A 22,743-nucleotide genomic window follows, 5' to 3' on the forward strand; every position below is an offset into this window, starting at 1 on the left:
TACTTTAAATAAATAAAACATGCCATTTTGTTATAAATTGTAAGTTTTGCGAATATACTGGTCTACCTTTGTAGCAGTCTGACGTCCGCTGGCCATCGCACGTACCACGAGCGAAGCTCCGTTAGCGGCATCGCCACATACAAACACGTTCTCTGCATACTGAGGATGTTCGGGTTTCAGGAATCCCATGGCCAGCAGTACGAGTTCTGCCTTGATAATCTCGGGTTTGCCTTTCTCTACCATGATGGGACGCCCGCCCTCAGGATTGGGTTTCCAGTCAATCTCCTGCACTTTCACGCCTGTGAGTTTGCCGTCCTTGCCCAGGAATTCGAGGGTGTTGATGTTCCATCGACGCGTACAGCCTTCCTCGTGACTGCTTGTGGTCTTGAGAGTACGAGGCCAGTTAGGCCATGGATTCTGCGGGTCTTCAGGACCTTCAACGGGGCGTGGCATGATTTCAATCTGTGTCACGCTCTTACAACCCTGACGATGAGAAGTACCTATGCAGTCGCTACCTGTATCTCCGCCGCCAATCACGAGTACATTCTTGTCTTTGGCGGTGATGCGTTCGTCTTTCGAGAATTCCATACCTGCCAGTATGCGGTTCTGCTGGCTCAGCAGCTCTAGCGCGAAGTGTACACCTTTCAATTCACGGCCGGGAGCTTTCAAGTCTCTGGCTGTAGGAGTACCGGTGGCTACCACAATAGCGTCGTATTGCTTGGCGAATGCCTCGTCGCATTCGATGGCCTTGCCGTATTCGAACTTAATGCCCTCTTCTTCCAGAAGGTGCAGACGGCGGTCGATGATGGTCTTGTTGAGTTTGAAGTTGGGGATGCCGTAGCGCAGCAAACCGCCGATCGCCTCATTCTTCTCAAACACCGTCACCTCGTAGCCCATCAGGTTCAGGTCGTAGGCAGCTACAAGTCCTGCGGGCCCGGCTCCGATAACAGCCACTTTCTTACCGTTACGCACGATATCGGTGTGTGGCTGGATATATCCTTCGCGGAAAGCAGCCTCGGTGATGGCGCACTCGTCTTCTCGGTTGGTGGTCGGTTCGTGGTTGAAACGGTTCAGCACGCAAGCCTTCTCGCAGAGTGCTGGACAGATACGGCCCGTGAACTCGGGGAAGGGATTTGTGCTGTTCAGCAGGCGATAAGCCAGCTCCCAGTCGCCTTTATACAGAGCGTCGTTCCACTCGGGTGCTTTGTTGCCAAGCGGACAAGCCCAGTGGCAGAAAGGCACGCCGCAGTCCATGCAGCGGCTTGCCTGCAACTTACGTTCGCGGGTGCTCAGTGTTTGCTCCACCTCGCCGAAATCGTGTATTCTATCGTGAATCGGACGGTAGCCCGCCTCTTGGCGGTGTATCTCTAAAAATGCTTTTGGATTTCCCATCGTTATTTGCTTTTTTACCTTTTAACTTTCCGTTTAATAGTCGCGCTGCATATCAGCGATTTTCTGGCGCAGCTTGCTCATCTGTTCCTCCTGGAGCACACGTTTGTACTCGATAGGCACTACCTGGATGAAGTCTTCCACATAGCGCTGCCAATCGTCGAGCATACGTCCTGCGAGTGCAGAACCTGTGTGCAGATAATGTTGGCGAATCAGTTCCAGCAGTTCCTTGCGCGAAACAGAGTCCTCTACGAGTCCGAGTTCCACCATATCCATGTTGCAGAAGTAGTCGAATGTGTGGTCGGGATCGTAGACATAAGCCACGCCGCCCGACATGCCGGCAGCGAAGTTGCGGCCAGTCTTGCCCAGTACTACCACGCGTCCGCCAGTCATGTATTCGCAGCAGTGGTCGCCGGCACCCTCGATGACGGCGATGGCGCCTGAGTTGCGCACACCGAAGCGCTCGCCCACCTTACCGTTGATGTAGAGCTCGCCCGAGGTGGCGCCATAGAGACCTGTGTTGCCCGCAATGATGTTCTCTTCAGCATGGAAATTCTCACCGCTGCGTACAGGAGGCAGGATTGAGATGCGTCCGCCGCTGAGTCCCTTGCCGAAATAGTCGTTACACTCGCCTTCGAGTTTCAGGTTAACACCTCGGACGGCAAAGGCACCGAAGCTCTGTCCTGCCGACCCCTTGAACTTGATGTTGATGGTGCTGTCGGGCAGTCCCTGTTCTCCGTATTTCTTTGCGATGACGCCCGAGAGCATCGTTGTCACGGCGCGGTCTGTGTTACGGATAGCATAGTCGAGGGTTACCTCTTCTTGCGTATCGATGGCCTTCTTGGCTGCTTTGATTATCTCCTCGTCCTTCACACCATGAACCTTTGTGAACTCGCCGCGGTCCCAATACAGAGGCTTGTCGGTCTCTGGCTTATGCAGCAGTCGGGCGAAGTCTATTGTCTTCTGTTTGTCTGTGGCGTTTGCGGTGTTCACCTCAATCAGTTCCGTGTGTCCGATAATCTCTTTCAGGCTCTTCACGCCGATTTCAGCGAGGTATTCGCGTACCTGTTCAGCGAGGAAGGTGAAGAAATTCACCACATACTCGGCACGGCCCTCGAAATGTTTGCGCAACTCAGGGTTCTGAGTGGCTACGCCCATCGGACACGTATTCGTGTTACACTTACGCATCATCACACAGCCCAGGACAATCAGCGGCAGCGTACCGAACGAGAACTCGTCGGCACCAAGCATGGCCATGATGATGACATCCTTGGCAGTCTTCAGCTGACCGTCGGTCTGTAGGCGAACCTGATTGCGCAGTCCGTTGATGACCAGTGTCTGCTGTGTCTCTGCGAGACCAATCTCGGGCGAGATACCTGCGAAGCGCATAGAGCTGGCAGGACTGGCGCCCGTACCGCCCTCGGCACCGCTGATCACGATGAGGTCGGCCTTGGCCTTGGCCACACCGGCGGCAATCGTTCCCACGCCGCTTTCGGCTACGAGTTTCACGCTCACGGCTGCCGTGGGGTTGATATTCTTCAGGTCGAAGATGAGCTGTGCCAGGTCTTCGATGCTGTAGATGTCGTGGTGAGGTGGGGGAGAGATGAGCGAGATGCCAGGAATGGCGTTACGCGTCTTGGCGATGATCTCGTTCACCTTAAAGCCAGGCAGCTGTCCGCCCTCACCGGGCTTCGCACCTTGTGCCACTTTGATCTGTATTTCCTCTGCGTTTACGAGGTATTCGGCAGTCACGCCAAAGCGTCCGCTGGCTATCTGTTTCGTTTTGCTGCTCAGGCTCACACCGTCCACCTCCGAGTGGTAGCGTGCGTTATCCTCGCCGCCCTCACCGGTATTCGAGCGTGCACCCAATTTGTTCATTGCCAGCGCCAAAGCCTCGTGGGCTTCGATGCTCAGGGCTCCGAAACTCATGGCGCCCGTCACGAAGTGCTTCACGATGCTCTCTACGGGCTCCACCTCGTCGATAGGTGTGGGTTTTGCAGCCTTCTTCCAGCCGAAGAAGTCGCGTATGAAGATAGGGCTGTCTTTCTCGTCCACGATGGCCGACCACTCCTTGAACTTCTTGTAGCTTCCCAGACGGGTGGCCAGTTGCAGGTTGGCGATGGTCTCTGGGTTCCAGGCGTGCTTGATGCCGTCCTTGCGCCATGCAAACTGTCCCTGGTTTTTCAAGAGAGTCTGTTCCTTCGCCTCTTCATGCAGTCGGATGGCGTCGCGCGCAATCTCTTTCAGTCCGATGCCGCCGATGGTGCTCACCTCTGTGCCGAAGTAGCGTCTCAGCAAGTCCTCGCTCAGTCCGATGCTCTCGAAGATCTTCGCACCGCGATAAGAGCGGATGGTCGAGATACCCATCTTCGACATAATTTTTTTCAGTCCCTTATCCACAGCCTTGATATAGTTTTTCTCGGCCGTAGCATATTCCTCCTGAATCTTTCCTTTCTTCACGAGGTCGTCGAGGATGGCGAATGTCATATACGGACAGAGTGCTGAGGCACCGTAGCCCAGCAGCAGCGCTGCGTGCATCGTCTCGCGAATCTCGCCGCTCTCAACAATCAGCGCGGTCTGTACGCGCTTACCCACGCTGATCAGGTAGTGGTGTACGGCGCTCACAGCCAACAGCGATGGGATGGCAGCGTGCTTCTCATCGATGTCGCGGTCTGTGAGGATGATGTAGTTCACACCCTCGTCGACGCTTGCCTCCGCCGCATGACAGAGGTCGTCGAGCGCCTTGCGCAGTCCCTCTTCGCCCTGCTCCATGTCGAAGAGCATGGCAAGCTTCTGCGTCTTGAATCCTTTGTATCGTATGTTGCACAGAATGTCGAGCTGTGTATTTGTCAGCACGGGCTGGGGCAGTCTCACCATTTTGCAGTTCGAGGCGTCGGGTGTCAGGATGTTGGTACCCACGGCACCGATATACTCCGTCAGACTCATCACCAGCTCCTCGCGGATGGGGTCGATGGCGGGGTTGGTCACCTGAGCGAACTGCTGACGGAAGTAGTTGAACAATACCTGCGGGCGGTCGCTCACCACAGCCAGCGGCGTGTCGTTACCCATGGCGGCTACAGGCTCCTGTCCTGCTGTGGCCATCGGTACGATCGTCTTATCGATATCCTCCTGTCCGAAGCCGAACATCACGAGCTTCTGGGCATAGTCGCTTACCGCGTTGTCCACCTTGCGGCCGCTCTTCAGCTTCTCCAGCTGCACGCGGTTCTCGTTCAGCCATTCGCGGTAGGGATGAGCCTTCGCCAGCTGCTCTTTTATCTCGCCGTCGTAGTATATCTTACCCTCTTGCGTGTCGATGAGCAGAATCTTGCCAGGCTGCAGTCGGCCCTTGCTCACCACGTCGCCCGGTTCGAAGTCCATCACGCCCACCTCGCTGGCCACAACCATCATACCGCCTTTGGTGATGGTGTAACGGCTGGGGCGCAGTCCGTTGCGGTCGAGCATACCGCCAGCGAAACGTCCGTCGCTGAACAGCAGCGCTGCAGGACCGTCCCACGGCTCCATCAGGATAGAGTGATATTCGTAGAACGCCTTCAGGTCTTCGCTGATCGGGTTTTTGTCGTTGAAACTCTCAGGCACCAGGATGGCCATTGCCTGAGGTAGCGAGAGTCCGCTCATCATCAGGAACTCAAACACGTTGTCGAGGCTGGCGCTGTCGCTCATGCCGTCCTGTACGATGGGGCGCAGTGCCTTGATGTCGCCCAGCGCCTCACTGCTCAGTACGCTCTCGCGAGCCTTCATCCATCCGCGGTTGCCGCGAATGGTGTTGATCTCGCCGTTGTGAGCCAGCAGTCGGAACGGCTGAGCCAGTTTCCACTTCGGGAACGTGTTGGTCGAGAAACGCGAGTGTACCAGAGCCAGTCCGCTCGTGAAGTAGTCGTTCGACAGGTCGGGGAAGTAGCGTCGCAGCTGTCCGCTAGTCAGCATACCCTTGTAGATGATGTTCTTGTTCGACAGCGAGCAGATATAGAAGTCCTCGTTGTCAATGCGGTTCTCAATCTTCTTGCGAACCTTATATAATATGCGTTCAAACACGGGAACGTCCTCATCCGACACGCCCGTCACGAAAATCTGCTTGATGTCGGGCTCCACCTCGCGGGCTCCCGCTCCCAGCACCTCTGGATTGGTAGGCACGGCGCGCAAGTGCATCAGCTGCAGTCCTTCGCGCTCTATCTCCTCTATCATCACGCTCAGAATCTCCTGCTGAGCCTTCTGCTCTTTCGGTAGGAATACCAGTCCTGTGCCGTATTTTCCCTTTTCGGGCACGGGGATGCCCTGCAACAGAATAAACTCGTGGGGAATCTGAACCATGATGCCCGCACCGTCGCCAGTCTTGTCGCGTGTCTCAGCGCCTCGGTGCTCCATGTTCTCCAGCACTTTCAGCGCGTTGTCTACCAGCTCATGGCTCTTGTTGCCATGAATGTTCACCACCATGCCCACGCCGCAGGCATCGTGCTCATACGCTTGTTGGTAGAGTCCTTTTTCTTGGTCTTGATTTTTACACTTTGTCATATTATCCTTGCTTTTTCTATCTTTCTGTTCAAATTTGGCTGCAAAATTATATCAAAATGTAAATATAGGAGAATAGTGTCTTGCATTTTAAATCTTAAAATCGCCCTCAACTTTCAGTTTGTAACAATCAGCCCCCTTTTTCTTTCAATACGATAAAAACGCCCCTTTATATCCCGTCCTCAACTTTCAATCTGTTATTTGAAGGTCTGTCAAACACTCGCGCTGCATCCTTTTGCCTCTACCTTTTCTGCCTGAGTGTGTAGACGCATTTTGCTGCAGTTGTTGCAGTGTTGCAGTTCAAATCATGAAGTGTAAAAAGTGAAAAATTAATACTATATATTATATATATTATATATATAAATATATAGACATATTTTTTAGGGTGCGGCAGTCTTGCAAACAACTGCAACACTGCAACAACTGCAGCAAACATGCCCGAAGTCCCAGGGCAAAGTGAGCCAGTTTGCTCGGAGTAAAGTGAGGGTTTCATTTATCGAACCCCCGACTTTCCTCGGAGTCTAGTTCTTTTGGCTTGTTCGGTCCGTCACCGCCTTCGCTATATCGTCTTATCCCCTTTCTTACTCTCTGCAACGAACGGGATGTTCTCTTTTGATAATGATTATAAGGATAAAGATTATATCTCTGGTTTTGCAAACTAGAAGTTCAGTGTGTCAATAAATTCGCCAATTACTCTAAATTCTTCAGCGTCTTCTGCATTAATAGAAATAGGGATATAGTCCTTGTTTAGGGGAATTAGTTCTATTTTCTCATGCTTCCAGTTACCAAATTCATCGTAGGATTTTGAGCTGGAATATTCTTTGATAGAATAAGCACCAGAATAATCGGGATCGAAATGATTAAAATGTTGCACCAGTACTATTTTTCCTTGTCTACTACCAGCAGGATTGGCACGAAAGACGCAAAAGTCGCCATCATTAATGCGAGGCTCCATAGAGTGACCTGAGGCTTGAACAACATACATGTTGCGATTCAACTTGCCAACTCCCTCTGCCCTAATCCATCCTAATTCATTAACCTCGTCACCTTCACCAAAATAGCCACATGCAGCTTTGACAGAGTAAACTGGCAAGTAGTCTATGTATTTTACATCATCATTGACAACAGGCTCAATGCGTATTTCTTGTGCCACAGCAGGCTTCTCTGCCATCAGTTCACGAAAGTGCTCTGCTAAAGCCTGATCGCAGAAATAAACATAGCATCCCTTCATACCTCTTGTCATCAGAGTACGATAAGTGTTTTTAATGATGGAATCTGCTATTTGTAAAGCCTCCTCTGGGTTTTTCTTCAATATCGTTTTAAACCCTTTCAATGATTGATCCATAGTAGATCTCTTTAACCCATCAGTCACTACGCGGTTATTTTTAAATGACATGTCGAGACCTACGATTACCCCCACGTAATCAAGCTCTAATCCTTGACAAGTATGGATGCATCCTATCTGATCAATGGAGTGTTTTCCAATCAACCAAGGCTCATTGCTATTGAAATTCCATTGTTTGCGGAATCCAAATTGTGGAATTGTTATATCGTATTCCGTTTGATTTTGCTTGCTATTCCAATCCCAGCAATAACCGGCAACCACGCGACTCTTGTTATTTGATTCATTCTTACGCTTTACCTCCTCAAACATCTCGGTAGGTGAATCGAAGATGCGGAAATCATAATCCTCTTCTGTTAATCGTATATTTGCGGTCTCACGAATCTGAAGAGCATTGTCGAGCCAACTTAGATAACCGTCAGAGCCATTACAACGGAATTGAGAGTTGAGGTGCTCTAGGTGAACATCTGCTTCCATTTCTTCAGCACATTGCTTGATGTACTTAACACTACCAATATCCCTTATATGAATACGCTGGCAATCGTCTATGAAGAATACAGAGAAGTGCGCGGCTTTGATGATTTCCTTAATCTGATTCTCTCCTAAATTACACATCATTCCGCTCTTCATATTCAATCGATGGGCTTCATCCACAATTAATGCACCTAACGTATTTGGCATGGCCTCAATGAAACTGCCACTGCTTACAAAAAGGTTTTTGATATAAGTCTTTCCAAAATTACCTGATAGTTTTACGCTATATACTGCCCTTGGAGCGCTGTTCTTTGTTACATATTGTGAAGCAATACCTTGAGCCGTTAGATTTACAAGAAGATTAATGGCTAACACGCTTTTCCCAGTACCAGGACCACCTTCTACAATCAGTACCTGTTTCTTGCCTCCCTGTGCTTTCTTTGCCAAGTAAACTGCAGATTCATAGACAACCTTCTGATCATCGAGCATCATGAATTCTTCATTACCTTTTAGCATAGATGTAAGCGAATCTGCTAACTGCTTCGATGGACGCAAACGCCCATTATCTATTTTCCAAATAATATCCTCTGGCGAACAATAGCGCACATGTCTTAATATATAGTCTTGTAAACGAGCAGCATCATTCTTTAGAAAAACTGGCGCCTTAGTCACATATTCTTCATAAAGTTTGCCGTTAATCATTCCATCTGGTGTATAGTTGTGTAGGAATGCACAAGGATTTATCTGAACATCTCGTTCTTGGATTGTGAGGTTATAGTTCGAAAGCATGTAGGCATATGACCAGGCCTGATACGATGGATGAGCGACCTCAGCTTTGCCATGTTGAAAACGAGTTATCACAATGCCGGGCTTCTGCGTTGATTCTGCATTCTCCCATTGCTTCAATTCTATGATAACAATCTGCTCTTGTTTCTGAGCGTTTAAGCCAGAGACGATGAAATCTACTCGTTTGGCAGTCAAAGGTATCTGATATTCTATAGCTACCCCTGCGTTATCGGGTAAATCTTGTGTATTCACCACTTTATACATGAACTGCATCGAATTCTGCCACGAGCGTACTTCGTTTGGCGAAGTATGTCTCCCTAAATGTTCGTAGAAAGCCTCGTCGATATTGTCAGTAATTGTGTTGTTGAAAACATCGTCAACAAATTTTTTCTTAGTGGCTCTATAGATAATCATAGCTCATTATATTTTTTAGCACTCCCATAAGCCTTTTCTACGGGATATTTCTCTGCATTACGCCTCAATTTGTCCATGACTATCTGTTTGATGTTAAGGTCGTATTTATCAGCGATAAGGATAGCGTAATTAAAGATGTCTGCTAATTCTTCTTTAACCTTCTCTACATTCACTTCTGATGCATTCTTCCATAAGAAAGCCTCGTTTAATTCAGCAGCCTCTATTGAGAGTGCCAAAGCAAGGTCTTTTCCATTATGGAATTGGTCCCAATCTCTATCTTGGGTGAATCTTACAATAGATTTTCTTAGTTCCTCCAAATCACTCATAATTATTGCTTATGTTTTGCGTTATACATCTGAAGTGCAGACTCATGTGCCTTTGAGAATGGCAGGCCTAAATGCTCAAGTTTGTCGGGAATAGCTCGAGCCCAACTAAATTTCTCAGGTTCAAGAAGCCAAAAACAAAGCATCAATGACGCTTCTCAATATGTCGCTGTTCTAACCCTATTGCGGGTATGAACGTTGCAAAAATACTAATTAATTCTGAGATAAAAGCTATTTATCTTAGAAAAAAACAATATTTAAAGAAAAAGAGATGCCATGTGGCATCTCTTTATGGTTTTATTCTACGCTTTCATCTTCCTCTTTTAGTTCCTTGAACTTCTCTTCTGCAATATTCTAGCGGATATCGCTTGATATCGTCTTCGGACGGCAACACCAAGGCGCACCACCCATAGAGAAGGACAGACTTCTCTGCAGTTGTTTTGCGTTCGTTTTCAAATAAGTGGTGCTTATGTTATCCGACCTGATCGCTGCTGATGATCTCGTCGTCGATGATATAAAAGTCTTGTGGGGATCCACTACAACCGTTGAATGAACCCACTAGCAGCCTGCCGCATTGTTCGATGTGGTGGGCTTCTATTGTCGGGGGTATATATTTCTTTTTCATCGTTTAATTGTTTTAGTTCCTTTTCTGATAATCATGCCTTTATATCCAGCCCCTACGCGTTGGCCGCTGAGGTTGTAGACAGCAGACTCGCCGTTGGCTGATGCGTCGTCTCTCGGCAGAATGCTGATGGGAGAGATGCCTGTGGTTTCTCCGTAGTCGATAGTGAGACTGCGCGACGGATTGGGTGAGCTGACTTCGAGGTATGCCTTGTTCTGTGGAATGGCGACGCCTGTCTGTACCTTGGCAAAGGCCGTGACTCCTGCTTTCAGGGCATAGATGTTCTGGGCGGCCGTTACGGTGTAGCTGCCAGCGGCCGTATGACTGAGCTTGTTTTCTGCATACAGGTTCGCCACCTCGGTGTCGACCAGCGCGCCCAGCGAGAGGGTCTTCTCGCCACCTCCTTCGCTGTAGAGAATCACACCAGTGTCGGCGGGAATCATCTTAGTGTCTATCCGCTGTAGGGTAACGGTCTCGTCGGTGTTGCCTGTGACGATAAAGATGTTTACGTCGTCTGGCACCGTCACGTTCTGCTGATAGCTATACGACGAGATGTGACTGGTGGCGTTGATGCTGACGGTAAGCGTGGCAATGGATAGCTCATCGGATACCGTAATCTGCGAAGCGTTGCCGTAATAGGCGATGTTATTACCATGTCCGCCATAGTCGTTGAGATAGCGGCTGGTGCCTGGCACAGACAGTTGGAACCGAGGTGCATTGGCGGCAGTCGACTCGAAATAATCGAGTTTCCAATAGGTTGGGTCGCTGCTGCTCAGCGTAGGATGCTCGCCGTTTGTGGCATAGCTTGTGCCAGCGCAGAGCCACAGGCCTGTAGCCAGGTTCTTGATGCGGTAGCCCTCATACGGATTGCCATAGAAGGCCCAGCGATAGTAGCCGTTGTCTGCAACGGTGGTGCTGAGCTTTGGCTCTGAGACGTCTTGATAGAGGTAGCCGTTTCTTACCTTTACGTAATAGTAGTAGCCCTGTGTGTCGGTAGAGCTCTTGAAGGGCGTGCTTATCGTGGCTACCACAGTTTTCTCTTTGTTCGTTGTGGTACATGTGAAAGGAGTCAGTGCGGGCAGCGTCACGAACGGCGCCTTGAGGGCGTCGGGATAGTCGTTGATCTCTTGTCCGTTGGTTGTCAGCAGGGACAGCTGCTTCAGTATGTTTCCGTCGCTGTCTTTCACTGTCCACTCTATGAAGTTAGAGGCGGCAGGCATCACAAAGTCGGCACCATTAGGTCCCGCAGCCACAATCTTATAATCCGTTCCTTTCAGGTGGTCGTATATCTTCTTGGGAACCGTAAAGTTATAGGTGTTAGAAAGGAAAACCAGACAGTTGCTGGCATCGTAGACCTTGAAGCCTACAGCGCCTGAGGCTCCGCTATGACCCACACTCACATCCAGGCTGCCCGTGCTGTTCTCCGATGCCAACACCTCATAGCCGCTGGCTGCTGTCGTGCTCGCAAAGTCGGTGTATTGTCCCACGTCGCCTTTGCCAATGGGATAGCCGCTAAAGGCAGTCTTCTTGGTGCCTGCCACTACGCCAGTATAGGTGGCGTCAGGCGCTGACACGCGGTCTTCGATAAATACGATGTTGGCCTTGGGCAGCTCCATCGCCTTGACGGCGTCGATGGCGGCGTCGATCATCTGTTGGGTTATCAGGAGGTAGAAGGTGCCGTAGTCACCCACCTTATAAGCCTGTTTCGTTGCGCTGCCAACGGTGTAGTCCTGTAATTGGGGTATTACAAAGAAACCGTAGGCTTGGAAAAACTCCGTCAGGTCGTAACCACTTACCTCGCAGGCTTTCTTATAGAATTTCAGGTAGTCGTCGGTGGCGTCCACAAAAACGTTCTGTGTGCGGATCGTCGGGTCGGCACGCAGGGCTCTGAAGAACTCCGGATAGAAGTCTGACTTATAGCCCCGTGCATGGAAGAACTGGTAGAGCTGGAAATAGAGGTGCGTACGTTCCCAGATGCCACGATCTATCCAGAATACGCCGTTGGCCATATTCTCGAAAGTCTCGGAGATATACTCTGCGCGACTCGTCAGGTGTCCGTTCAGAAAGACAGCGATATTCGAGAAGAGATTGTTTGATACCTCAGACTGTCCGATGATGTTGATGGCGGCTTGGTTGATATGGCCTATCTCGTGGGCAGGGCCCCACAGACTGCCGCCAGCAAACAGGTTCTCGTAGTTCATCACGTCGCTCAGGGTGGTCTCGTTATAATAAGTGCCGTAGGTGCTGGCATACATATGTAGAGACCCCGTATGTGAAACTGCCATCATGGGTGTATTGAAATAGCCGGCAAATTCGGTGTCGAGTCCCATGATGTTGTGCTCCATGTTAACCACAAAGTCCCACTGCCCTAACAGTTCTACCATCTTCGTAGGGCAGGCGCTCTTCACCAAATCGGCATTCATATTAAAGATTTTCTTTTCGCTGCGCAGTTGCAGGTAGTCGTAATGCTGGAACAGGTATGTCTGCATCTTTGCCCAGTCGGCGTTGGTGTCGCCACGGGTGAGCGAGAAAGCGCCGTTAACCTGTCCGCCCTCAATATGGATGTCAACATCAGGATATGTGCTCAGTGCCGTAAAGGGCGCTGCGCCATTGGTGGTGTTGTCGACCTCGTAGTCGACGAACAGGCAGCCTTCCGCCTGTATTTTTAGGGCGTTGAAACCTGCAGTCAGTGTATAGCCGTCGCCCGTAGCGCTCTGGCGTTGCACATTGCGTATGATGATGCTGCCGCCATTGGGAATGGCGCTTACGTAGACGGTCAGGATATCGCCAGCGTTTGCGTAGATGCCCGTAGGGTCGCTGTTGGGAGCGAGGGCGTAACCCGCTTTGATGAGGTTTTGCCATCGGCTGGCCTTGCTCACAGGTTTGTAGGTTCCTACACGGAATGTTTTCTCGGTAATGGCCCAGCCTGCTTCGTACTCAGTCCATGCATTGTTTTTTACCTTCAGCGCCATGGTTCTGGCAGCTTCGGGGATACCGTCGGCAGACATGGCTGAGGTCAGGTCGTCATCGTTATAACTCTGATAGGTGTCTTTCAGTTGCTTGCAGCTGGCATCGGTGAAATACTTGGCGAGAGCTGTGGTAATGGCGGCCTTGTTGTTCACCAGACTGGCAAAACCGTTATATTCTGCTTTTTGGGCGGCTAATGCCGTTTCGTCTATTGTCGCGGCCTCTATCTGCCACTTTGAGGCGTAACCAGAGGTAGAGTAGCTCACCACGTCATGGCCGCTTTCTTGGTGATGCAAGCCGTTACCATTGTAGATAATAAAGCCATCGGTGGTCAGTGTTACTGTCAAAGTCAACGCCGTGGGCCATGTATGAAAGTTACTCCCCGAGCGATTCATCCACCGTTCCGACACTGCATTCTGTATCGTTACGGTCTTGGTGGTTGTGGTTTCCGCCGACACATTGATATACCACACTTGCATGTAGTCGCTGCTGTTTGGCGTATCACAGAACACATTGGCCGAACCCGTTGTGGTCTCGCTCATGGCCATTGTGGCATTGTAGGCCAGAGAATATATGCGGTAATAGCCCGTAGTCAACTGGTCGAGCGAGGTCAGAAACGTTTGTGCTGCCGTATGTATGGCCATCGTTGGCCATAAGCACAGCATAGCTACAATGAACACTTTCATTTGTCTTGTCTTGTTAATAGTTGTCATATTTATGTTTGTAATAGGTTAATATCTGTGGCAAATATAAACAAAAGTTTTGATATGACAAAGCTTTTTGCTGAAATTTGCATCTTTTTCGAATGAATAACCGCCAATGTGATAATTTGTAGTTTTTCGGCGTCGATTTGTTTTAAATCGTAAGCAAAATAAAATCAAACGGTTTCGAACTGTTAGATTGTGTGCGTTTTAACGTACAAACTGGAAGTTATATGCTCGATATTCTGACAAAATGTACTACTTTTGCAGCAGAAAGCTTTCAAAGTGTAAGCCAAAAGGCTGTAATAGTATTAATAAGGTAATAAAGAGAAGACAGGTATGAAAAGAATCGAAGCAATCATCCGTAAGACCAAGTTTGAGGATGTAAAGGAGGCATTGTTGCAGTCGGATATCGACTGGTTTGAATACCACAACGTGCATGGTATCGGCCAGAGCCGCGAGGAGCGTATCTACCGCGGCGTGCAGTACTCTACCGACGTGATAGAGCGTGTGGCACTGACCATTGTGTGCCGCGACCAGTTTGTGGAGCCTACGGTGAAGGTGATACTGAGTGTGGCTCACACGGGTGAGGTTGGCGATGGTCGTATCTTCGTGAGCGATATGATTGACACTTGGAGTATCCGCACGGGTGAAAACGGCGACACCGTTCTGAGAGACAAGAAGTGATGTGAATAGGTAAGAAGGTAAAAAGGTAAAAAAAGTAAGAAGATTATGAACGAAATTGGATTATCACTCGATACTGTATGGATGTTGTTGGCAGCCATGTTGGTTTTTTGGATGCAGCCTGGTTTTGCGCTGTGTGAGGCTGGTTTTACACGAGGCAAGAACACGGCCAACATCCTGATGAAGAACTTTGTGGACTTCATGTTCGGCTCGCTCTTGTTTTTCTTCCTCGGCTTTGGCTTCATGTTCGGCAGCGAGGGTGCCGGTTTTATCGGCATGCCCAACTGGGGTGATTTGAGTTTCTATAAAGGCGACCTGCCTGTTGAGGGCTTCCTGATTTTCGAGACGGTGTTCTGTGCCACGTCGGCCACAATCGTGAGCGGCGCCATGGCCGAGCGTACCAAGTTCTCGATGTATCTGGTCTACAGCGCTGTGATCTCGCTGTTCATCTATCCCATCGAGGGACACTGGACATGGGGCGGCGGCTGGCTCTGCAACGACGCTGCCGACAGCTTTATGATGACCACCTTCGGCGACGTGTTCCACGACTTTGCCGGTTCTGCTATCGTACATAGCGTGGGTGGTGTGCTGGCTCTGATTGGTGCCATCGCGCTCGGTCCCCGTATCGGCAAGTATGCCAAGGACGGCAAGAGCCGCGCTATTCCCGGTCACAACCTGACAATGGCTGCCCTGGGCGTCTTCATCCTCTGGCTGGGATGGTTCGGATTCAACCCCGGTTCTCAGCTGGCTGCCTCTGGCGAGGTGAACCGCGTGGCTATCTCACACGTGTTCCTGACCACTAATTTGGCTGCTGCTGCGGGCGGTGTGGCTACGATGTTCCTCACATGGTGGAAGTATGGCAAACCGTCGCTCTCTCTGACGCTGAACGGTGTACTGGCCGGTCTTGTGGGCATCACGGCTGGTTGCGACCTCGTATCGCCTGTTGGTGCCGTGGTGATAGGTTTTGTCTGCGGACTGGTGCTGGTTTACGCCATTGAGTTCATCGACCACAAGCTTCACATCGACGACCCCGTGGGTGCTTCTTCTGTACACGGCGTGTGTGGTATTCTTGGCACTCTGATGACTGGTCTGCTCTCTACCTCTAACGGCGCCTTCTATGGTGGCGGCTGGGGATTCTTCGGCGCTGAGCTCTTCGGTATCCTCGTGATCGACCTCTGGGCTGCCGCTTGTGGACTGGCTCTTTTCTACGGTATCAAGAAACTGCACGGACTGCGCGTTGGTGCGCGTGTTGAGGAGGAAGGTCTCGATATCTACGAGCATGGTGAAAGTTGCTATAACTAAATAAGTTTTTTTTAAGTGTGTTTTATTTGGAAGGTATGAAAAAGATTGTTTTATTTGCCATGGGTCTGGTTGCGTGTGCAACCACCCATGCACAGGAGACGGAAAGTGTAGAGACAACCGTAGCGGCGGACGTTGTGAGCCAGTATATCTGGCGTGGTCAGGACTTGGGAAGCGTGTCGCTCCAGCCAACACTCGGCATCGGCTATAAGGGCCTGAGCCTCTCGGCGTGGGGCAGTGTGGGCCTCTCAGAGCCTGCCGACACAAAGGAGTTTGACCTGACGCTCGCTTACACCGCTGGCGGTTTCAATATCGGGCTGACAGACTATTGGTTCAACGCTGGTCTCGACCCCGAGGGCCGCTACTTCAAGTACGACGCCCACGGAACGAACCACGTGTTTGAGGCCAACATCGGTTACGACTTCGGAGTGGCCAGCCTGCAGTGGTATACTAATATTGCCGGCAACGACGGCGAAAACAAGGACGGCAAACGGGCCTACAGCAGTTATGTTGAAGCTACTGTTCCATTCAAACTTGCCACGGTTGACTGGGCTGCTACGGCCGGTGCCGTCCCCTTCGCCACCACGTTCTACGGAACAACGGGATTCGCGGTGACCAATCTCTCGCTGAAGGCAACGAAAGATATTAAAGTCACCGATACGTTCTCGATACCTATCTTCGGACAGGTTGTAGCAAATCCTTGTTCGCAGAAGGCATACCTGGTTCTTGGTTTTACGCTGCAACCTTAATCTAGCCAGGTGTGACTGCCCCACCCATCCATCCGTTTGCAATCAGATGGGTGGGCTTTTTTTTGTGTCGTTTTTTCCGTTAAGGGAAGCAGCTTGTTATTGTTCTTGCACATTCAAGGTACAAGAAATTGCAAAAATAAGCAATAATTATTGCTTTTTTGAATATTCTTTTCGTTATATGTCTATTTTTTTGTACTTTTGCACTTGATTCTCAAAGTCGTAAGACTCAGAATCTAAGCATTGAACCGACCGATAAACCAAAACTCGAAAAGGTTTGATATGAGCACATTGTCTAATGTGGAAACTCGACGAGGCGAGGCTAAACCTCCATGTGTCAGGCTTACCCCTGATACCATCCCCGATGCGATCAGCTCAAAGACAGGGGTGTCGGTAAGATATGCGCCAGACGAAAATAAGAGGTGGTATGTGTTTCGTGCTTCATACCGAAGGGAAGATAAGGCGTTTGACATGATCGTTGAAGACGGAACCTATTGCTATATTGCCAAGCGCTATGTGCGCAAAACCGACAAACAAGGTAAAGACAAACGAGTACTCGAGGCGCTGATTCCGAACCTTCTGTTTGTCTATACCACAGAAGACAAAGCCAAGGAATATATCAAGGGCACTCCCGAACTCTCCTTTCTCACATATTACTATAATCACTTCGAACTGGATGAAGACTCAAAGAATCCTCCACTGACTATTCCATGTCGTGAAATGGAGAATTTCATCTGTGCCACCTCTAATAAGAGCGAGCATCTGATGTATGTTAAGGAAGAACAATGCCATTTCAAGGGAGGCGAGACCGTAAGAGTCATTGACGGTCTGTTCAAAGGGGTGGAAGGAAAGGTGGCAAGAGTGTCGGGACAACAGCGTGTAATCGTTTCTATAACAGCCGTAGGCCTGGTATCGACAGCATATATCCCCAGCGCTTTTATTATGGAAATCTGAAAGTAGGTATATTGTATAACAAGTGCTCTAAGTAAAGGGAAATCATGTCCACGGTAAACAGAGTAGTTAAGAATACATTATTCCTTTATGCACGTATGGGAACATCAATTGTTGTTTCCGTATTGACTACTCGTATTCTGTTGGATGCTTTAGGCGCATCTGATTATGGACTCTATAATGTGGTTGCTGGTGCATTGGCTATGTTGGGTTTCCTTAGTGCTTCTATGAGTACAGCCTCCTTGCGTTATATGAGTTATGCAGAGGGAAAGGGAGATATTACCGCCATACAGACAATCTTTAATTCCTCAGTTCGTCTGCATCGTATGTTGGCTTTGTTGGTTTGTGGACTGTATATCATAGCTGGCTTCTTTTTATTTAATGGTATTCTTAATATCCCGAGTGGTAGGGAAACAACGGCCATGATTGTTTATGGGTGTTTGATTTTCAGTACCGTATTTTCAATTACTATAACGCCTTATGATGCTGTTCTGAATGCTCATGAGAACATGTTTTTTTATTCACTTGTAGGAATAATAGACGTGTTCTTGAAACTGACAATCGCTGTATTAATATCATATTCAGACTATGACAGATTACTTTTTTATGGACTATTGATGGCTGGAGAGTCGTGGTTGTTGCGATTCATTACTAAATGCTACTGCGATAGGACTTATCCTGTATGTAGAGCAAAAAGTATAAAGGAACATGATAATGAGATCTTGAAGAAAATGGCATCTTTTGCAGGCTGGAACATGCTGAATATTTGTGCTGGGATGATTTCACTTTATGGTATGACTATTGCGATAAACCATTTCTTTGGGACTCTATTGAATGCAGCATTGGGAATAGCTACACAACTGCAAGGGGCGTTGATGGGCGTTTCTGGTAATATGTCAAAGGCATTGACACCAGTCCTTGTCAAAAAGGAAGGAGCAAACCAAAGGCACCAAATGCTTGAGATTTCATACGCAGGCTGTAAGTTCTCATTTCTCTTATTCTCCTTTTTTGCACTTCCTATATTGTTCTCTATGCCTGTCGTGTTGCAATTGTGGCTAAAGGAAGTGCCTGAGTGGACTGTTCTGTTTTGCATGTTATGGTTCGTTTCTGGGCTTATTGAGCAATTGTATCATTTCTTGTATCAGGCTATTCAGGCAGAAGGAAACATCAAGCGGTTTAATATTTGTAGTTCGATAGCAAACATTATTCCAATTATATTGACATGTGTTGAATTTCAATTTGGCTTTCAGCCATATTGGGCAATTCTTAATTGGATAATCTTCCGTATTATGGTAGATGGAATAATTTATATTTATTTCGCACACAAACTTATTGGTTTATCTGTTTTAAGATGGATCAAGTATGTGTTAATCCCATGTTTGGCTTCATTTGTTTGCATATCATGTATTTATTGGAGAATCCGTCCACAGGTTTCTGATAGCCTGTTGGTACAACTTTCATTACTCATAATTATGTTTATCATAAGTCTACCTGTGTATTGGTATGTTGCATTGTCACGAAATGACAGACATGTATTTTCTTCAATTGTTACAAATATGAGAAGAAGGAAGTCTTTATACTAAATGCTATTGGTAGCTTTGTTAATGGAAAATATTGATTTCCTATATAGTTTTATCCTGTGTCTTGTTTTTGCAATAGCCAATTTTTTAAAGTTGGGTATGCGAAACAAAACATACGTTCTTCCGTCAACATTCTTTGCTTTGATGTGGGGATTGACTTCTTTGGGAGGATTTCTATATTCGAATCTGTTGGTTGGTGTTACCGACTATTATAATGGTGCTGATTATCTTCAGGAAATAAGTTCTTACCAATTAATGATATTGTTTGTTGTCTTTTCAGCATTCCTATTAGCTCGATTTAAGCGAAGAAAAGTTGCAGTTAAGGTAACGGCGAACTTTGGTAGTGCAGATATAGTATCCATTAGACGTAAGATGCGATGGGTTCTATATCTTTTTTTTGCCATTGGAATGTATCGACTGGTTTCTGTTGTATCGGTAACTGGTTGGGATTATTCTGCAATGAGATCATATTATATTGATTCTCGTTCGCATTTTAGTTTTTTTGACTCCAATGTAATCCGTATTGGTAGTTATCTGTGCCAGTTTGCTGTATTCTATATCTGTATTCTAGGTATGGAAACTGCATTACAAGGTATTCGTTTGAAAAAATTTATTCGGGAGTTCCTTTTGTTTATACCATTCCAGATGTCGTTTGGCGGACGTTTGTTCATCCTTTCTTTCTTCGTTCCTTTTATTTTTTCCTATCTTCTTACATATTCTATAGCAGTAATAAGGGATAAGGATAAAAAGATAGATAGGAAGTTTTTGTTGGTCCTTGCTTCGCCAATAATAATGCTTGTTGTTGTACAGATTCTGAAGATGAATGAGACAATAAACATAAAAACGATAGAGGCTTACTCATCTGAAATTTTCTATACTTCTACTTCCTATATACACATGAATGAGCTATGGGGTAGTCTGCCATCCGAATATTCGTTGGGGTATGGCCTGAATTGTTTAGGTATTGGCTCGTCTGTATATAATCATATTATTGAAATGTGGAATGTTGTGTATAACCCTGCATCAGTATGTGTGCCTTCTATGATACCGCAGGTATTCCTTGACTTTGGAAAGTGTGGTAGTCTTGTATTTTTCTTTATCGTTTTCTATATGATAGAAGAAAAGGCCATAGTTTGCTTGAAGAATCTTACAACAAGGAATATGCTGCTTATTATCCTGCTTTGTCAGACAACATATCAAACAGCAAGCTCAAGTGCTTTTGACTGTTTGCGTGCTTTTATCGTAGGATATGTAGCTTTGGTAGTTTTTGTACAGATGACCCAGTTGAAATCCTTATAATTTTTTTGCTTATAATGATCAATTCTATATTCATACATAACATTATAAAGATTATATATGTTAATTTCCATTTTTTGCCATTCAGACAAGCAATAAAGTTTCCTATTGACGTTTATGGCAAACTACGGGTTGTAGGTAATAGTGGAAAATTGTGTGTAAATGGAACTGTTAGACCAGGAATGATAAAACTTGGATCGCAAGGGCGTGATATGTTTCCACTCGATCCTGTTATTCTTGATATCAGAGGGAGTCTTTGTTTCAATGGCTCTTTCTATATAGGTTGTGGTAGTACAATAAGGGTAGAGCCTGGGGCAAATATGTCGATAGGGGCAAAATCGAGATTCGGTGCTCAGTCGATTCTGTTCTGTGAGGACAATATAAAAATCGGTTCACAGGTTGGAGGCTCATGGAGATGCCAGTTGATGGATACAGACAGGCATGAAATCATGAATCTGAATACAGGAACGATATCTCCTTCGCACAAGCCAATAGTAATAGGCGACAATGTATGGATTGGGAATAATGTTTGTATTAACAAAGGAACTGTAATACCAGATAACACAATCGTTGCCTCCAATTCTTTCTGTAATAAGAACTATTCAGATGTGGCACCATTTTCTGTTCTTGGAGGTATCCCGGCTAAAGTCGTGTCATCAGGCAAACAAAGAGTATGGTAACAATAGCAGTCCTCATAACCTGTCATAATCGTAAGGATACTACATTGTCGTGTCTTGGCAGACTATTCTCTATCAGGAAGGATATTGATGTCTATTGTGTCGATGACAATTCAACTGATGGTACTGCAGATGCTATTCGTGAAAATTTTCCTCAGGTGAATCTCATTCGTGGAGATGGCAATCTTTTCTGGTGCAGAGGAATGAGGAAAGCATGGGTTGAAGCATCAAGAAGTAGGGATTATGATTTCTATTTCTGGCTTAATGACGACCTTCTTCTCTATGACGACAGCTTCGATGAAATGCTAGAATGTAGTAGAATCATGGAGCATAAGGCTGTAATAGCCGGCTTAGTACAGGAAACAACAACCAGGCAAGTTGTATATGGTGGTTATGATAAATCCAAGCATCTTATACCTGCTAATGGTGAGTTGAACGAGGTTTGTCGTTTGAATGGCAACTTCGTTCTTGTACCCAAATGTGTATTTGAGAAGAATGGTTTATTTGATCCTGTATATCATCATGACTTGGGTGATGTAGCCTATGGTTATGAGACTCATAAGAACGGGCTTCATGTATGCACATCAAGAAAATATATAGGATGTACGGATGCTGCATTACAACGTGGGAATCCAAGGATACGCCTTAATGGTGTATCGGTAGTTAAAAGATTCAACAAACTATATTCTCCTTTAGGAAGTAATCCGTTCATCACATTCCATTATCTCAATAGATATGAAGGAGTGTTCAAAGCTGTATTGTTCTTTATTTACGTTCATGTTATAAATCTTCTGCCAGATTGTATCTGGTCAAGAATCTCTCGATCATGAAAATTCTCTCATTCGTATCTTCTCTGGATTTGGCATGTGGTGGTCCATCCCGTAGTGTTCCTATGCTCGTCAAGGGACTGGCTGAGCTAGGTGTGGATATCACTCTTATGACGATCCGTTCTAAAGACATGAATACGCATGCGCTTGAAGGAACTACAGCAAAACTGAAGGTACTTGAACCTTCTTTCTCGAAGAAGGATATTGCAAAATATCTTGCAGATGAGAAGTTTGAACTGATTCAGATTCAGAGTATGTGGGATTTGCCTTATCATAAGGTGATGGTTGAGGCTCGCAGATTAGGTATTCCGTATGTCGTCACTCCTCGAGGCATGCTTGAGCCTTGGAGTCTATCACAGAAGAAATGGAAAAAGATATTGGCTTGGTGGCTGTACCAGCGTAAGGATGTGCAGAAATCTGCCTGTATCTTTACTACGGCTAAGATGGAGGCAGAACATGTGAGTGAACTCGCTATCACGACCTGTAAGGCAGTTATTCCAAATGGTATAGAAACAAATGCTTATCCATGCAAGACGTCTATTGATGTTGTTAAGAAGCAAGTGCTGTTTCTTAGTCGCATACATGTAAAGAAGGGTATAGAAATCCTATTTGATGCTTGGAAACGTATTCATTCTGATTTTTCTGACTGGCAGTTGCTTGTTGTAGGTAATGGCGAGGCAGAATATGTTCATAGTTTAGAGATGAATGTGGAAAGTTTAGGGTTGAAAAATAGTATCAAGATTCTTCCGCCTGTATTTGGAGAGGCTAAGATAAAGCTTTATCAGGAGTCTGCCCTTTTCTGTTTGCCTTCGTTTAGCGAGAGTTTTGGAATGGTGATAGCTGAAGCGATGTCGTGCGGAACGCCTGTTGTAACTACAACAAACTGTCCTTGGAAAACACTTAATGAGACAAAGACGGGTTGGTGTATTGGCCTTAGTGTGGATAATCTTGAACATACACTTCGTGAGGCTTTGAACATGAGTCCTACTGTTCTCTATGATATGGGACAAAGAGCAAGCAAACTTATCTATGATAACTTTGGCTACCGAAGCGTTACTCGTAAGACTTTACACCTTTATGAGTGGTTACTGAATGGTGGTGAGAAGCCGGAATTTGTATTAAAGTGAAATAAAGATAT

At 47.0% G+C, this 22,743-nt stretch carries 14 protein-coding genes; 9 read left to right on the forward strand and 5 right to left on the reverse strand.

Annotation, left to right across the window (positions count from 1 at the left end; all coding sequences use genetic code 11):
• Nucleotides 1-30: 30 nt before the first annotated feature.
• From BMX82_RS05960 to BMX82_RS05985, 5 genes are all read right to left on the reverse strand, one after another.
• Nucleotides 31-1,392 carry a glutamate synthase subunit beta gene (locus BMX82_RS05960; RefSeq protein ID WP_091766937.1) on the reverse strand — a complete coding sequence of 454 codons (1,362 nt, stop codon included), beginning with the start codon at nt 1,390-1,392 and terminating at the stop codon, nt 31-33.
• A gap of 33 nt (nt 1,393-1,425) precedes the next feature.
• Nucleotides 1,426-5,919 (reverse strand): glutamate synthase large subunit, encoded by a 4,494-nt coding sequence (gene gltB / locus BMX82_RS05965; protein ID WP_036914117.1) that lies wholly within the window; start codon nt 5,917-5,919, stop codon nt 1,426-1,428.
• Between the two features lie 655 nt (nt 5,920-6,574).
• Nucleotides 6,575-8,932 (reverse strand): DNA/RNA helicase domain-containing protein, encoded by a 2,358-nt coding sequence (locus BMX82_RS05975; protein WP_091766942.1) that lies wholly within the window; start codon nt 8,930-8,932, stop codon nt 6,575-6,577.
• Entirely contained in the window at nt 8,929-9,258 is a 330-nt protein-coding gene (locus BMX82_RS05980) for a nucleotide pyrophosphohydrolase (RefSeq protein ID WP_091766944.1), read from the reverse strand. Before BMX82_RS05980 ends, BMX82_RS05975 begins: the two co-directional genes overlap by 4 nt.
• 618 nt (nt 9,259-9,876) lie before the next feature.
• Complete coding sequence (locus tag BMX82_RS05985) at nt 9,877-13,530, reverse strand: M60 family metallopeptidase (RefSeq protein WP_177172029.1); 3,654 nt, start codon at nt 13,528-13,530, stop codon at nt 9,877-9,879.
• Between the two features lie 354 nt (nt 13,531-13,884).
• Between BMX82_RS05985 and BMX82_RS05990 the strand changes: the two genes are divergently transcribed.
• The 9 genes from BMX82_RS05990 (at nt 13,885) to BMX82_RS06030 (ending at nt 22,732) form a co-directional block, all read left to right on the forward strand.
• Complete coding sequence (locus BMX82_RS05990) at nt 13,885-14,232, forward strand: P-II family nitrogen regulator (protein ID WP_036914114.1); 348 nt, start codon at nt 13,885-13,887, stop codon at nt 14,230-14,232.
• Between the two features lie 45 nt (nt 14,233-14,277).
• Nucleotides 14,278-15,531, forward strand: a complete 1,254-nt coding sequence (locus tag BMX82_RS05995; RefSeq protein WP_036914111.1) for an ammonium transporter — start codon at nt 14,278-14,280, stop codon at nt 15,529-15,531.
• A gap of 35 nt (nt 15,532-15,566) precedes the next feature.
• Complete coding sequence (locus tag BMX82_RS06000) at nt 15,567-16,277, forward strand: hypothetical protein (RefSeq protein ID WP_036914109.1); 711 nt, start codon at nt 15,567-15,569, stop codon at nt 16,275-16,277.
• A 279-nt stretch (nt 16,278-16,556) separates the two neighbouring features.
• Nucleotides 16,557-17,228, forward strand: coding sequence for a UpxY family transcription antiterminator (locus BMX82_RS06005; RefSeq protein WP_091766948.1), 672 nt, complete (start codon nt 16,557-16,559; stop codon nt 17,226-17,228).
• Nucleotides 17,229-17,323: 95 nt separating this feature from the next.
• Nucleotides 17,324-18,808 carry a lipopolysaccharide biosynthesis protein gene (locus BMX82_RS06010; protein WP_051949872.1) on the forward strand — a complete coding sequence of 495 codons (1,485 nt, stop codon included), beginning with the start codon at nt 17,324-17,326 and terminating at the stop codon, nt 18,806-18,808.
• 21 nt (nt 18,809-18,829) lie between these two features.
• A complete protein-coding gene (locus BMX82_RS06015; protein ID WP_177172030.1) occupies nt 18,830-20,104 on the forward strand; it encodes an O-antigen polymerase in 1,275 nt (424 codons plus the stop codon).
• Nucleotides 20,105-20,118: 14 nt separating this feature from the next.
• Entirely contained in the window at nt 20,119-20,781 is a 663-nt protein-coding gene (locus BMX82_RS06020; RefSeq protein WP_091766953.1) for an acyltransferase, read from the forward strand.
• A complete protein-coding gene (locus BMX82_RS06025) occupies nt 20,775-21,608 on the forward strand; it encodes a glycosyltransferase family 2 protein (protein WP_091766955.1) in 834 nt (277 codons plus the stop codon). Before BMX82_RS06020 ends, BMX82_RS06025 begins: the two co-directional genes overlap by 7 nt.
• Nucleotides 21,605-22,732: a glycosyltransferase gene (locus tag BMX82_RS06030; RefSeq protein WP_036914096.1), complete on the forward strand. Its 1,128-nt coding sequence runs from the start codon at nt 21,605-21,607 to the stop codon at nt 22,730-22,732. Before BMX82_RS06025 ends, BMX82_RS06030 begins: the two co-directional genes overlap by 4 nt.
• Nucleotides 22,733-22,743 lie beyond the last annotated feature (11 nt).

This window comes from Prevotella sp. khp7 (assembly GCF_900109055.1).
Lineage (GTDB): Bacteria > Bacteroidota > Bacteroidia > Bacteroidales > Bacteroidaceae > Prevotella.